The sequence below is a fragment of the Streptomyces sp. ICC4 genome (assembly GCF_003287915.1).
GTDB lineage: Bacteria > Actinomycetota > Actinomycetes > Streptomycetales > Streptomycetaceae > Streptomyces > Streptomyces tritrimontium.
This window is the reverse complement of sequence record NZ_CP030286.1, coordinates 704,006-717,216: the sequence shown is the minus strand read 5'-3', so window position 1 is coordinate 717,216 and position 13,211 is coordinate 704,006. Positions and strand designations below refer to the sequence as shown.

Below are 13,211 nucleotides of genomic sequence, written 5' to 3'. Positions count from 1 at the left end.
CTCCGCGGGCCGGCCCGTCGGGACCAGCGGCCCGTCAGGACCAGCGGCCCGTCCTGGCGAGCAGGACCGCGGCGGCGGCCGTGCCGGCCGTGGAGGTGCGCAGGACCGAGGGGCCCAGCCGGTACGGGTGCGCGCCGGCCTCCGCGAAGGCGGCGAGCTCCTCCGGGGAGACCCCGCCCTCGGGGCCGACCACCAGGACGACGGAGCCCGCGGCGGGCAGTTCCGCCGTGGCCAGGGCCCCCGAGGGGGTGTCGCGGTCCTCGTGCAGGACCACCGCGAGGTCGGCCCCGGCGAGCAGCGCCGCGACCTGCTTGGTCGTCGCGGCCTCCGCGACTTCGGGGAAGCGGACCCGGCGGGACTGCTTGCCGGACTCCCGGGCGGTGGCCCGCCACTTCGCGAGGGACTTGGCACCCCGGTCGCCGCGCCACTGGGTGATGCAGCGCGAGGCCTGCCAGGGCACGATCGCGTCGACGCCGGTCTCCGTCATGGTCTCGACGGCGACCTCGCCGCGGTCTCCCTTGGGCAGGGCCTGGACGACGGTGATCCGGACGGCCGGCTCGGCCTCCTCGAAGACCCCGGACACGGAGACGACGAGGCGGTCCTTGCCCTCGGCGGCCTTCACGACGGCCTCGGCCCAGCCTCCCCGGCCGTCGGCGAGGACCAGGGCCTCGCCCGGGGCCAGTCGCTTCACGGAGACCGCGTGCCGGCCCTCGGGGCCGTCCAGGACGAACTCCGGCCCCGCGGGGACCTCTTCGACCACGAACACGGGGGCGGTCATGACGCACTCCTCATCTGCATTGTCTTCAACGCGTGCTGCGCGGCGGCGAGTTCCGCGGCGAGCACCTCCACCAGTTCCCCGGCCGGCATCGCCCGCGCCAGCCGGTGCCCCTGGCCCGCCCACAGGGCCATGCCCTGCGGGTCCCCGGCCGCGGCGGCCGCTTTGCGCAGCGGCGAGGTGAGGTGGTGGACCTGCGGGTAGGCGGCCGGGGCGTAGGGGCCGTGCTCGCGCATGAACCGGTTGACCAGTCCCCGGGCGGGACGCCCGGAGAAGGCCCGGGTCAGTTCCGTCCGGACGAACAGCGGGTCGGTCAGCGCCTTCTTGTGCAGCGGGTCGGCGCCGGACTCCGGGCAGGCCAGGAAGGCGGTGCCGAGCTGCGCGGCCTCCGCGCCGGCCGCGAGCATCGCGGCGATCTGCGAGCCGCGCATCAGGCCGCCCGCCGCGATGATCGGCAGGGCCACCGCTTCGCGCACCTGCGCCACGAGCGCGAGCAGGCCGACGCCGGCCGTGCCGTCGGCCTGCGGGTCGTCGCGGTGGGTGCCCTGGTGGCCGCCGGCCTCCATGCCCTGGACGCAGACGGCGTCCGCTCCGGCGCTCTGCGCGGCGCGGGCCTCCTCGACCGAGGTCACGGTGGCGATCGTGTACGTGCCGACCTTGCGCAGGCAGGTGAAGGCCGCGGGCGAGGGCAGTCCGAAGGTGAACGAGACCACGGGGACCGGGTCTTCGATGAGGATGGCGAGTTTCGCGTCGTAGCCGTCGTCGCAGGTGCCGAGGAGGTCCTCCTCCGCGAGGGAGATCTCGTACCAGCTGGCCTCGCCGGCGAGCTGCCCGCGGTACACCTCCAGCGCGGCCGGATCCACGGCGGAGGCCTGCGGCATGAAGAGGTTGACTCCGAAGGGGCGGCGGGTGAGCGCACGCAGCCGCTTGATCTCCTGGTACATGCCGTCGGCGGTTTTGTAGCCTCCGGCCAGGAAGCCCAGTCCGCCCGCTTCGCACACGGCGGCCGCGAGCGGCGGGCAGGACGCGCCGCCCGCCATGGGCGCCTGCACGATCGGGTACACGAAGAGACCGTTCGGTGCGGAGGACATGTGCTGCATCGTGCCATGTCCCGCTCACGGGACCGAATCACGGCATTCGCCTGGCATAGTCCCTTCGCCGGATCGGCGAAAACCCGTCGGCACCTGCGCCGCGAGCCCGGTCCGGGGCATCCCCGGACCGGGCTCGCAGGTGTTCTCGTACGCGCTCGCGCGGGTGGCTCAGCGGCCGTTGAAGGCGTCCTTCAGGCGGCTGAACAGCCCCTGCTGGCCCGGCGCGAACTGGCCGAGCGGCCGCTCTTCGCCGCGCAGCTTCGCCAGCTGGCGCAGCAGGTCCTCCTGCGCCGGGTCCAGCTTGCTGGGGGTGGTGACCTCGACGTGCACGATCAGGTCGCCGCGCCCGCCGCCGCGCAGGTGCGTGACGCCCCGGCCGTGCAGCGGGATCGCCTGGCCGGACTGGGTGCCGGGCCGGATGTCGATCTCCTCCAGGCCGTCCAGCGTCTCCAGCGGGCACTTGGTGCCCAGGGACGCCGCGGTCATCGGGATGGTGACCGTGCAGTGCAGGTCGTCCCCGCGCCGCTGGAAGGTCGGGTGCGGCAGCTCGTGGATCTCCACGTAGAGGTCGCCGGCGGGGCCGCCGCCGGGGCCGACCTCGCCCTCGCCCGCGAGCTGGATCCGGGTGCCGTTCTCGACACCGGCCGGGATCTTGACCGTGAGGCTGCGGCGGGAGCGGACCCGGCCGTCGCCCGCGCACTCGGGGCACGGGGTCGGGACCACGGTGCCGAAGCCCTGGCACTGCGGGCAGGGGCGCGAGGTCATGACCTGGCCCAGGAAGGACCGGGTGACCTGCGAGACTTCGCCGCGGCCGCGGCACATGTCACACGTCTGCGCCGAGGTGCCGGGTGCGGCGCCCTCACCGGAGCAGGTGGTGCAGACGACGGCCGTGTCGACCTGGATGTCCTTGGTGGTGCCGAAGGCGGCCTCGTCCAGCTCCAGGTCGAGGCGGATCATGGCGTCCTGGCCGCGGCGGGTCCGCGAGCGCGGTCCGCGCTGCGAGGACTGGCCGAAGAAGGCGTCCATGATGTCGGAGAAGTTGCCGAAGCCGCCCGCTCCGAATCCGCCCGCGCCGCCGCCGCCTCCCGAGGAGGACAGCGGGTCGCCGCCGAGGTCGAAGACCTGCTTCTTCTGCGGGTCCGAGAGCACCTCGTAGGCCGCGTTGATCTCCTTGAAGCGCTCCTGCGTCTTCGGGTCCGGATTCACGTCCGGGTGGAGTTCGCGCGCCAGGCGGCGGAAGGCCTTCTTGATCTCGTCCTGCGATGCGTCGCGGCGCACGCCGAGAACGGCGTAGTAGTCCGTGGCCACTTACGACTCCGCCAGGATCTGTCCGACGTAACGTGCCACTGCGCGTACCGCTCCCATCGTTCCGGGGTAGTCCATGCGGGTCGGTCCGACCACGCCGAGTTTGGCGACTGCTTCGCCGCCCGAACCGTAGCCGACCGAGACGACGGACGTGGAGTTCAGTCCCTCGTAGGCATTCTCATGCCCGATCTTTACGGCCATTCCCGACTCACTGGCCTCGCCCAGCAGCTTGAGGAGCACGACCTGCTCCTCCAGCGCTTCGAGCACCGGCCTGATCGTCAGGGGAAAATCGTGTCCGAACCGGGTGAGGTTGGCGGTGCCGCCGATCATCAGCCGCTCCTCCGCCTCCTCCACCAGCGTTTCGAGGAGGGTGTCGAGGACGGCCTTGACCGTCACCCGGTCATCGGTGTCGAAGGACTCCGGAAGGTCCTGCACCAGCGGCGGCACGTCGGTGAACCGGCGGCCGACGACACGGCTGTTGAGGCGGGCCCGCAGATCGGCGAGCGAGGCCTCCCCGAAGGGGGTCTGGCAGTCGACGAGCCGCTGCTCGACCCGGCCGGTGTCCGTGATGAGCACGAGCATCAGGCGGGCCGGGGCCAGCGAGAGCAGCTCCACGTGCCGGACGGTGGACCGGGTCAGGCTCGGGTACTGGACGACCGCGACCTGCCGGGTCAGCTGCGCGAGCAGCCGCACGGTCCGGCCGACGACGTCGTCGAGGTCGACGGCGCCGTCGAGGAAGTTCTGGATGGCCCGGCGCTCGGGCGTCGACAGCGGTTTGACCCCCGCCAGCCTGTCGACGAAGAGCCGGTAGCCCTTGTCGGTGGGGATCCGGCCGGCGCTGGTGTGGGGCTGGGCGATGTAGCCCTCTTCCTCCAGCACGGCCATGTCGTTGCGCACGGTGGCGGGCGAGACGCCGAGGCGGTGCCGCTCGGTGAGCGCCTTGGAGCCGACCGGCTCCTCCGTCCCGACGTAGTCCTGGACGATGGCGCGCAGCACTTCGAGTCTGCGTTCGCTGAGCATCGCGCACACCTCCATCGTTTCCGTCGTTCGCGGCTCGCACTGTTTGGCACTCTGCGCGTTCGAGTGCCAGAGATCCCCCGGTCAGTGTACGGCGGGGTGGTGCACCCGTAGCAAGGGCGGCCCGCCAAGGTAGCGTCGCGGTATGGACGTGCGTTGGGAAGAGGCGGGCTGGGAACGGCTCACCGATCGGGCCGGCCGGCGGCGGCTGCCGGTGTGGGATTGCACGGTGGGACTGGTGGTGGGCGACGATTCGGCCCTCCTGATCGACCCCGGCTCCTCGGTCCGGGAGGGTGCCCTCGTACGGGCCGAGGCGGAGCGGCTGGCGGGCCGGCGCGTGACCCATATCGCATTCACACACGGACATTTCGACCACGTGCTGGGCGGTGCGGTGTTCGCGGGGGCGGAGGTCTACGGACCCGTCGGCCTGGACACCCTGCTGTCCGTCAGCCATGACGACCTGCGGGCCGACGCGGTCCGGCACGGTCTGGCGCCGGCCGAGGCCGCCGAGGCGGTGGACCTGCTGGTGGTCCCCCGGCACCTGGTGTCGGGCGAGTGGACGCTCGACCTGGGCGGCGTACAGGTGCTGCTGGCGAACGTGGGCCCCGGGCACACCCGGCACGACCTGGCCGCCTTCGTCCCGGGCGGCGGGCAGGAGGTCGTCTTCTGCGGCGACCTCGTCGAGGAGTCGGGCGAACCCCAGGCCGGCCCGGACTCCGTTCCGCGGCAGTGGCCGGCGGCGCTCGACCGGCTGCTCGCCCTGGGCGGGGACGACGCGCTGTACGTGCCGGGTCACGGAGCGGTGGTCGACGCGGCCTTCGTCCGTGCGCAACGCGCCACACTGGCGGCCCGCTTCGGCGTGTCGGGCACCTGATCGCGCCGGCTCTCCTACCCTCGGCCGGATGCGTGAGTACTCCCCCGACCTGACCCCGCAGTGGAAGCGCGCCAAGCCCGTCCCGGAGGTGCCGGCCGATCCCGACCTGGTGGTCGAGGTGGCGGGTACGGACTTCTGCGGCGCGGTGGTGGGCTGCGAGGCGGGCACCGTCACCCTGGAGGACCGCTTCGGCAAGCGGCGCGTCTTCCCGCTGGAGCCGCGCGGCTTCCTCCTGGACGGTGCGGTGGTCACCCTGACCCGCCCCGTCCGCGGGCCCGCCGCCCCGCTGCGCACCGCCTCCGGCTCGCTGGCCGTCCCCGGGGCGCGGGCGCGGGTGGCCCGGGCGGGCCGGATCTACGTGGAGGGCCGCCACGACGCCGAGCTGGTGGAGCGGGTCTGGGGCGACGACCTGCGCATCGAGGGCGTGGTGGTCGAGTACCTGGAGGGCATCGACGACCTCCCGTCGGTGGTCGCGGACTTCGCCCCGGGCCCGGACGCCCGCCTCGGGGTCCTGGTGGACCACCTGGTGCCGGGCTCGAAGGAGTCCCGCATCGCGGCGTCGGTCACTTCGGCGGACGTCCTGATCGTGGGCCACCCGTACGTCGACGTCTGGCAGGCGGTGAAACCGTCCGCGCTGGGCATCCGGGAGTGGCCGGTCATCCCGCGCGGCCAGGACTGGAAGACGGGCATCTGCCGGGCCCTGGGCTGGCCGGAGAACACCGGCGCCGCCTGGCAGCACATCCTGTCCCGCGTGACCTCGTACAAGGACCTGGAGCCGGTCCTGCTGGGCCGCGTCGAGGAGCTGATCGACTTCGTTACGGCCGGCGGTACTTCTTGAATTTCGGGAGGGTGCCGAATTCGCCGGTCCCCAGCTCGACGTCCAGGACGGCCAAGGGGACGGGATCTCCGAACTTCGGCAGGCGCACCCCGATCCGCCCGGGTGCGCTCCCCCGAGCGGTCAGTCGACCAGGTCCCGGACCACCGCGTCGGCCAGGAGGCGGCCGCGCAGGGTCAGGACGGCCCGCCCGGCCTCGTACGGGGCGGTTTCGAGCAGGCCGTCGGCCAGGGCCTTGCGGGAGGCCGTGAGCCCCGCCGGAGCCAGCAGGGACAGCGGGACGCCGTCCACGAGCCGCAGCTCCAGCAGGATCCGCTCGACCCGGCGGTCCTCCGCCGAGAGGAGCTCGCGCCCGGCGCCGGGCGACCGTCCTTCCGCCAGCGCAGCGGCGTACGCGCCGGGGTGCTTCACGTTCCACCACCGCACCCCGCCCACGTGCGAGTGGGCTCCGGGGCCCGCGCCCCACCAGTCGGCCCCGCGCCAGTACAGCTCGTTGTGCAGGCACCGCCCGGCCTCGGACGTGGCCCAGTTCGAGACCTCGTACCAGGAGTACCCGGCCCCGGCCATCACCGAGTCGAGGATCAGGTACCGGTCCGCGTGGACGTCGTCGTCCGTCATCGGGACCTCGCCCCGCCGGATCCGCCGCGCGAGCTGGGTTCCCTCCTCCACGATCAGCGCGTAGGCGCTGATGTGGTCCGGCCCGGCCCCGAGCGCCGCCGTCAGCGACGCCCGCCAGTCCTCGTCCGATTCCCCCGGCGTGCCGTAGATCAGGTCCAGGTTCACGTGCTCGAAGCCCGCGGCCCGCGCCTCCGCGACGCACGCCTCCGGCCGGCCGGGGGTGTGGGTGCGGTCCAGGACCTTCAGGACGTGCTGCTTCGCGCTCTGCATGCCGAAGGAGATCCGGTTGAAGCCGCCGGCCCGCAGCTCCGCGAGGTACTCCGGGTTCACCGACTCCGGGTTCGCCTCGGTGGTGACCTCGGCGTCCTCGGCCAGCCCGAACTCCTCGCGGATCGCCGCGAGCATCCGTACGAGGTCGCGCGCGGGCAGCAGCGTGGGCGTACCGCCGCCCACGAACACCGTCCGCACGGCCCGGGGGTCGTCCCCGAGGACCTTGCGGGCCAGCCTGACCTCGTCGATCAGGGTGTCCGCGTAGTTCTCCCGGGAGGCGAGCACGCCTCCGGTGCCCCGCAGCTCGGTGGCCGTGTAGGTGTTGAAGTCGCAGTACCCGCAGCGCGTGGCGCAGTACGGGACGTGCAGGTAGAACCCGAGCGGCCGCTCCCCGGCTCCCGCCAGGGCGTGGAGCGGCAGCGAGCCGTCTTCGGGCATGGGTTCACCGTCGGGCAGTGCGGAAGGCATGCCCCCATTGTCCCGCACCGATCCAGCCCCGGCCCCGCCGGCGTCTGAGGCCCGGGGTCCGGGGCGGAGCCCCGGGAAGCCGGGCCGCAGGAGCACGCGGCGGGCAGCGTCAGCCCCGAGGCGCGGGGCCCGCCCGCACGGGGGCGGGGTTCCGGGGGGCGGTCCGCCGCCCCGCCCCGCCAAGCCCGCCGCGGGCGGCTTCGCGCTACGCCTCGCGCGACCCCTCGTACATCTCCTCGATCAGGTGCTTGAACTCACGCTCGACGACCGGACGCTTCAGCTTGAGGCTGGGGGTCAGGTCGCCGTGCTCCACGTCGAGGTCGCGCGGCAGGAGGCGGAACTTCTTGACCGTCTGCCAGCGCTGGAGCCCCTCGTTGAGGGTCTGGACGTACGTCTCGATGAGCCGGCCGGTCTCGGGGGCCGCCAGGACCTGCGAGTACGTCTTGCCCTCCAGCCCGTTCTCGGCGGCCCACACCAGGATGGAGGGCTCGTCGAGGGCGATGAGGGCGGAGCAGAAGTTCCGGTCGGCGCCGTGGACGACGATGCTGGAGACGTACGGGCAGATCGCCTTGAACTGGCCCTCGATCTCCGCCGGGGCGACGTACTTGCCGCCCGAGGTCTTGATCAGGTCCTTCTTGCGGTCCGTGATGCGCAGGTAGCCGTCCGCCGACAGCTCGCCGATGTCTCCGGTGTGCAGCCAGCCGTCGGCCTCCAGGACCTCGGCGGTCTTCTCGGGCTGCCCGTGGTAGCCCTGCATGATGCCGGGGCCGCGCAGCAGGACCTCGCCGTCGTCGGCGATGCGCACCTCGGTGCCGGGGAGCGGCTTGCCGACCGTGCCGGTGCGGTAGGCCTCGCCGGGGTTGACGAAGGAGGCGGCGCTGGACTCGGTGAGCCCGTAGCCCTCCAGGATGTGGATGCCGGCGCCCGAGAAGAAGTACCCGATGTCGGGGGCGAGGGCGGAGGCGCCGGAGACGGCGGCGCGCAGGTTGCCGCCGAAGGCCTCGCGGAGCTTGGAGTAGACGAGCGCGTCGGCGATCTTGTGCTTGGTGGTGAGGCCGAGGGGGGCGCTCGCGCGGCCGGTGCGGCGGAAGTTGTCCTGGGTGACCTTCGCGTACTCGCGAGCGACGCCCACGGACCACTGGAAGATCTTGTACTTGGCGCCGCCGCCGGCCCGGGCCTTGGCCGCGACCCCGTTGTAGACCTTCTCGAAGATGCGCGGGACGGCCGCCATGTACGTCGGCTGGACGATCGGCAGGTTCTCGATGATCTTGTCGATGCGGCCGTCGACGGCGGTGACGTGCCCGACCTCGATCTGGCCGGAGGTGAGCACCTTGCCGAAGACGTGCGCGAGCGGCAGCCAGAGGTACTGGACGTCGTCCTTGGTGATCAGGCCCGTGGCGACGGTGGCCTTGGCCATGTACGACCAGTTGTCGTGCGGCAGCCGCACGCCCTTGGGGCGGCCGGTGGTGCCGGAGGTGTAGATGAGGGTGGCGAGCTGCTCGGCGGTGATGGCCGCGATCCGCTCCTTGACCGCCTCGGGGTGCTTGGCGAGGTACTCCCGGCCGCGCGCCTCGAGGTCCGCGAGCGAGAGCACCCAGCCCTCGGGGTCGTCCTCGGCCGGCTCCACGCCGGTGGCGTCCACGACCACGACGTGGATGAGGGCGGGCAGCTCGGCGCGCCGCTCGCGGGCCTTGGCCAGCTGAGCGGCGTCCTCGGCGATCAGGATCCGGCTCTCGGAGTCGGAGAGGATGAACGCCGACTCCTCCGCGTTCGTGCTCGGGTAGATCGTGGTCACGGCGCCGCCGGCGCACATCACGCCGAGGTCGGCCAGGATCCACTCGACCCGGGTGTTGGAGGCCAGCGCGACGCGCTGCTCCGGCTGGATCCCGAGGTCGACGAGGCCCGCCGCGATGGCGAAAACCCGCTCGGCGGACTGTCCCCAGCTGAGCGACTTCCACTCGTCCGGGCCGCCGCGGCCGTCCGCCGCGGGGACGGGGTAGCGGTAGGCCTCACCGTCGGGCGTGGCGGCGACTCGCTCCAGGAAGAGGGTCGCCACGGTGGGCGGACGGTTCTCGATCAAGGTCTGTGTGTCGCTCACGGACATCCTCCGGACCACGCGGCAGGGCCTGTTCATCACAGGGGCGGACTGACTGGGTGGTGGGTCAGGGTGGGTGGCTGAGTCAGGGCTTGGCAGCACCCGACACAGAAAACTGGCGAGTAACCAACGAGCAGTGATCAGACTAGGGTCCCTCCGCCTGGCGCGTAAGAGGCCCTGGGGCGCCGATTCATAACGAAGCGGAGCGGGCCCCGAAAACGGAGCAGGCCCCCGTGCCGGAGCACGGGGGCCTGTCCCACTTCCCGGGGGCTACTTCTTCTTGCCGCTGGACTCGTCGCTGGAGAGGACGGCGATGAAGGCTTCCTGCGGAACCTCCACGGAGCCGACCATCTTCATCCGCTTCTTGCCTTCCTTCTGCTTCTCCAGCAGCTTCCGCTTGCGGGAGATGTCACCGCCGTAGCACTTGGCCAGGACGTCCTTGCGGATGGCGCGGATGGTCTCGCGCGCGATGACGCGGGAGCCGACGGCCGCCTGGATCGGGATCTCGAAGGCCTGCCGCGGGATGAGCTCGCGCAGCTTGGCGACGAGGCGCACGCCGTAGGCGTAGGCGGCGTCCTTGTGGCAGACGGCGGAGAAGGCGTCGACCTTGTCGCCGTGCAGCAGGATGTCGACCTTGACCAGGCTGCCCGACTGCTCGCCGGTGGGCTCGTAGTCGAGGGAGGCGTAACCGCGCGTCTTGGACTTCAGCTGGTCGAAGAAGTCGAAGACGATCTCCGCGAGCGGGAGCGTGTAGCGGATCTCGACCCGGTCCTCGGAGAGGTAGTCCATCCCGAGGAGGGTGCCGCGGCGCTGCTGGCAGAGCTCCATGATCGCGCCGATGAACTCGGAGGGCGCGAGCAGGGTGGCCCGGACGACCGGCTCGAACACGTCCGAGATCTTGCCCTCGGGGAACTCGCTCGGGTTGGTGACGGAGACTTCCTTGCCGTCCTCCATGACGACGCGGTAGACCACGTTCGGCGCGGTGGCGATCAGGTCGAGACCGAACTCGCGCTCCAGGCGCTCGCGCACCACGTCCAGGTGGAGCAGGCCGAGGAAACCGACGCGGAAGCCGAAGCCCAGGGCTGCCGAGGTCTCCGGCTCGTACACGAGCGCGGCGTCGTTGAGCTGGAGCTTGTCCAGGGCCTCGCGCAGGTCCGGGTAGTCCGAGCCGTCGAGCGGGTACAGGCCCGAGAAGACCATCGGACGCGGGTCCTTGTAGCCGCCGAGGGCCTCGGTCGCGCCGTTGTGCAGGCTGGTGATGGTGTCACCGACCTTGGACTGGCGGACGTCCTTCACGCCGGTGATGATGTAGCCGACCTCGCCGACGCCGATGCCGTCGGCCGGGGTCATCTCCGGGGAGGAGACGCCGATCTCCAGCAGCTCGTGCGTGGCTCCGGTGGACATCATCCGGATGCGCTCGCGCTTGTTGAGCTGGCCGTCGACCACACGCACGTACGTGACGACACCGCGGTACGAGTCGTACACGGAGTCGAAGATCATGGCGCGGGCGGGGGCGTCCTTGGGGCCGACCGGGGCCGGGACCGTGGCGACGATCTTGTCGAGCAGCACGTCCACGCCGAGACCGGTCTTCGCGGAGACCCGCAGGACGTCCTCGGGCTGGCAGCCGACCAGGTTCGCGAGCTCCTCGGCGAACTTCTCCGGCTGCGCGGCCGGCAGGTCGATCTTGTTCAGGACCGGGACGATCGCCAGGTCCTTCTCCATCGCCAGGTACAGGTTGGCGAGGGTCTGCGCCTCGATGCCCTGGGCCGCGTCCACCAGGAGGACCGTGCCCTCGCAGGCCGCCAGGGAGCGCGAGACCTCGTAGGTGAAGTCGACGTGCCCGGGGGTGTCGATCATGTTGAGGATGTGGGTCTTGCCCAGGTCCTCGCCCGTGTTCGGCGCCCACGGCAGTCGGACCGCCTGGGACTTGATCGTGATGCCGCGCTCACGCTCGATGTCCATGCGGTCGAGGTACTGGGCGCGCATCTGCCGCGAGTCCACCACACCGGTGAGCTGGAGCATCCGGTCGGCAAGCGTCGACTTGCCGTGGTCGATGTGCGCGATGATGCAGAAATTGCGGATCAGCGCCGGGTCGGTACGGCTCGGCTCGGGCACGTGGCTGGGGATCGCGGGCACGCAGTGTCCTGATTCTCGGGTCGCAGTCGGAACGAAGTGGGCTTCGGTCTGCGCGAAGTCGGATCTGTACGCAGGCTCCCATGGTCCCATGGAAGCGGGAGTGCGCTCGGTTTGGGCCGGTGGGAGCGTGCCTGGTAGCCTGGGCAGCTGTGTCTCGTGTGCCCTCTAAGCTTTCGTGACACAAATCCGAAGATCAAATCTCTGAACCTGCAAAGGCTCTTTCGTGGCGAACATCAAGTCCCAGGTCAAGCGCAACAAGACGAACGAGAAGGCTCGCCTTCGCAACAAGGCCGTCAAGTCCTCGCTCAAGACCGCGATCCGCAAGGCCCGTGAGGCCGTCGTCGCCGGTGACGTCGAGAAGGCCACCGTGGCCTCCCGCGACGCCTCCCGCGCGCTCGACAAGGCCGTCTCGAAGGGTGTCATCCACAAGAACGCCGCCGCCAACAAGAAGTCGGCGCTGGCGATCAAGGTTGCCTCCCTTCAGGGCTGAGCCCCTGATGTGATCGCCGGGTAGGGATCCAGCGGGCCCTCTCTCCCGCTCCCGACCGGCACCCCGCGCCGCACACGAAGCGTTCGCCACGCGGGTGCGGTGCAACCCAGCAGCAACCGAAGGCCCCGGCCGCAGCCCTCCCCAGGGCGACGCCCGGGGCTTTCGCGTTCCCCGGCCGGGCCTCAGCCCCGCTGCGGGCGCGCCGCCCGCGCCACGGCGACGACCGCCTTCTCCAGCGCGTACTCGGGATCATCGCCGCCGCCCTTGACCCCCGCATCGGCCGCCGCCACCGCCCGCAGCGCGTCCGCGACACCGTCCGCCGACCATCCCCGCATCTGCTGCCGGACCCGGTCGATCTTCCACGGCGGCATGCCCAGGTCCCGCGCGAGGTCTCCCGGACGGGCTCCCCGGGGGGCCGAGGCCAGCTTGCCGATCGCCCGGACCGCCTGGGCCAGCGCGCTGGTGATCAGGACCGGCGCCACCCCGGTGGACAGGGACCAGCGCAGGGCCTCCAGCGCCTCCGCGGCCCGTCCCTCGACCGCCCGGTCGGCGACCGTGAAGCTCGACGCCTCCGCCCGGCCGGTGTAGTACCGCCCGACGACGGCCTCGTCGATCGTGCCCTCGACATCGGCGCACAGCTGCGCGGCCGCGCTCGCCAGCTCCCGCAGGTCGCTGCCGATCGCGTCGACCAGCGTCTGGCAGGCCTCGGGCGTCGCGGAACGGCCCAGCGCGCGGAACTCGCCCCGTACGAACGCCAGCCGGTCCGCCGGCTTCGTCATCTTCGGGCAGGCGATCTCCCGGGCACCCGCCTTGCGCGCGGCGTCCAGCAGGCTCTTGCCCTTGACGCCGCCCGCGTGCAGGAGGACGAGGCTGATCTCCTCGTACGGAGCGGCGAGGTACGCCTTGACCTCCTTGACCGTTTCCGCGGACAGGTCGTGCGCGTTGCGCACGACCAGCACCTTGCGCTCCGAGAAGAGCGAGGGGCTGGTGAGCTCGGACAGCGTGCCCGGCTGCAGCTGCTCCGACATGAGGTCGCGCACGTCCGTATCGGCGTCGGCGGCGCGGGCCGCCGTCACCACCTCCCGCACGGCGCGGTCGAGCAGCAGATCCTCCTGCCCCACCGCGAGGGTGATCGGGGCGAGCGGATCGTCGGTGGAATTCTTCCTGGTGGCCATCGGATCCAGCATCCCACGCCGTACCGACAGCCCCCCGCTCCGCGGCCGCCCGCACGTGCCCG

At 71.9% G+C, this 13,211-nt stretch carries 11 protein-coding genes; 3 read left to right on the top strand and 8 right to left on the bottom strand.

Annotated features, from left to right (window positions below):
• Positions 1-34: 34 nt before the first annotated feature.
• The 4 genes from DRB89_RS03350 to hrcA all read right to left on the bottom strand — a co-directional run bounded on the left by DRB89_RS03350 (position 35) and on the right by hrcA (position 4,191).
• Positions 35-778 carry a 16S rRNA (uracil(1498)-N(3))-methyltransferase gene (locus tag DRB89_RS03350; protein WP_112449271.1) on the bottom strand — a complete coding sequence of 248 codons (744 nt, stop codon included), beginning with the start codon at positions 776-778 and terminating at the stop codon, positions 35-37.
• Positions 775-1,866, bottom strand: coding sequence for a nitronate monooxygenase (locus tag DRB89_RS03345; protein ID WP_112449270.1), 1,092 nt, complete (start codon positions 1,864-1,866; stop codon positions 775-777). Before DRB89_RS03345 ends, DRB89_RS03350 begins: the two co-directional genes overlap by 4 nt.
• A 168-nt stretch (positions 1,867-2,034) precedes the next feature.
• Positions 2,035-3,174 (bottom strand): molecular chaperone DnaJ, encoded by a 1,140-nt coding sequence (gene dnaJ, locus DRB89_RS03340; RefSeq protein ID WP_112449269.1) that lies wholly within the window; start codon positions 3,172-3,174, stop codon positions 2,035-2,037.
• Complete coding sequence (hrcA, locus tag DRB89_RS03335) at positions 3,175-4,191, bottom strand: heat-inducible transcriptional repressor HrcA (RefSeq protein WP_112453492.1); 1,017 nt, start codon at positions 4,189-4,191, stop codon at positions 3,175-3,177. It abuts the gene before it with no gap.
• A gap of 142 nt (positions 4,192-4,333) precedes the next feature.
• On the opposite strand from hrcA, the gene DRB89_RS03330 reads away from it, so the two are divergent.
• Both DRB89_RS03330 and DRB89_RS03325 read left to right on the top strand, forming a co-directional pair.
• The gene (locus DRB89_RS03330) at positions 4,334-5,062 is read left to right on the top strand and encodes an MBL fold metallo-hydrolase (protein ID WP_112449268.1); all 729 of its coding nucleotides are present in this window, start codon (positions 4,334-4,336) and stop codon (positions 5,060-5,062) included.
• Positions 5,063-5,090: 28 nt separating this feature from the next.
• Positions 5,091-5,900: a DUF3097 domain-containing protein gene (locus tag DRB89_RS03325; protein WP_112449267.1), complete on the top strand. Its 810-nt coding sequence runs from the start codon at positions 5,091-5,093 to the stop codon at positions 5,898-5,900.
• A 120-nt stretch (positions 5,901-6,020) separates the two neighbouring features.
• Here DRB89_RS03325 and hemW read toward each other — a convergent pair whose 3' ends face one another.
• From hemW to lepA, 3 genes are all read right to left on the bottom strand, one after another.
• Positions 6,021-7,253 (bottom strand): radical SAM family heme chaperone HemW, encoded by a 1,233-nt coding sequence (gene hemW / locus DRB89_RS03320; RefSeq protein WP_112449266.1) that lies wholly within the window; start codon positions 7,251-7,253, stop codon positions 6,021-6,023.
• Positions 7,254-7,458: 205 nt separating this feature from the next.
• On the bottom strand, positions 7,459-9,351 hold the full coding sequence (locus tag DRB89_RS03315) for a long-chain fatty acid--CoA ligase (protein ID WP_112453491.1): 1,893 nt from the start codon (positions 9,349-9,351) through the stop codon (positions 7,459-7,461).
• A gap of 267 nt (positions 9,352-9,618) precedes the next feature.
• Complete coding sequence (gene lepA, locus DRB89_RS03310) at positions 9,619-11,484, bottom strand: translation elongation factor 4 (RefSeq protein WP_112449265.1); 1,866 nt, start codon at positions 11,482-11,484, stop codon at positions 9,619-9,621.
• A gap of 223 nt (positions 11,485-11,707) precedes the next feature.
• On the opposite strand from lepA, the gene rpsT reads away from it, so the two are divergent.
• Positions 11,708-11,974 carry a 30S ribosomal protein S20 gene (gene rpsT / locus DRB89_RS03305; RefSeq protein WP_112449264.1) on the top strand — a complete coding sequence of 89 codons (267 nt, stop codon included), beginning with the start codon at positions 11,708-11,710 and terminating at the stop codon, positions 11,972-11,974.
• A gap of 182 nt (positions 11,975-12,156) precedes the next feature.
• On the opposite strand, the gene holA is transcribed toward rpsT, so the two are convergent.
• Positions 12,157-13,149: a DNA polymerase III subunit delta gene (holA, locus tag DRB89_RS03300; protein ID WP_112453490.1), complete on the bottom strand. Its 993-nt coding sequence runs from the start codon at positions 13,147-13,149 to the stop codon at positions 12,157-12,159.
• Positions 13,150-13,211 lie beyond the last annotated feature (62 nt).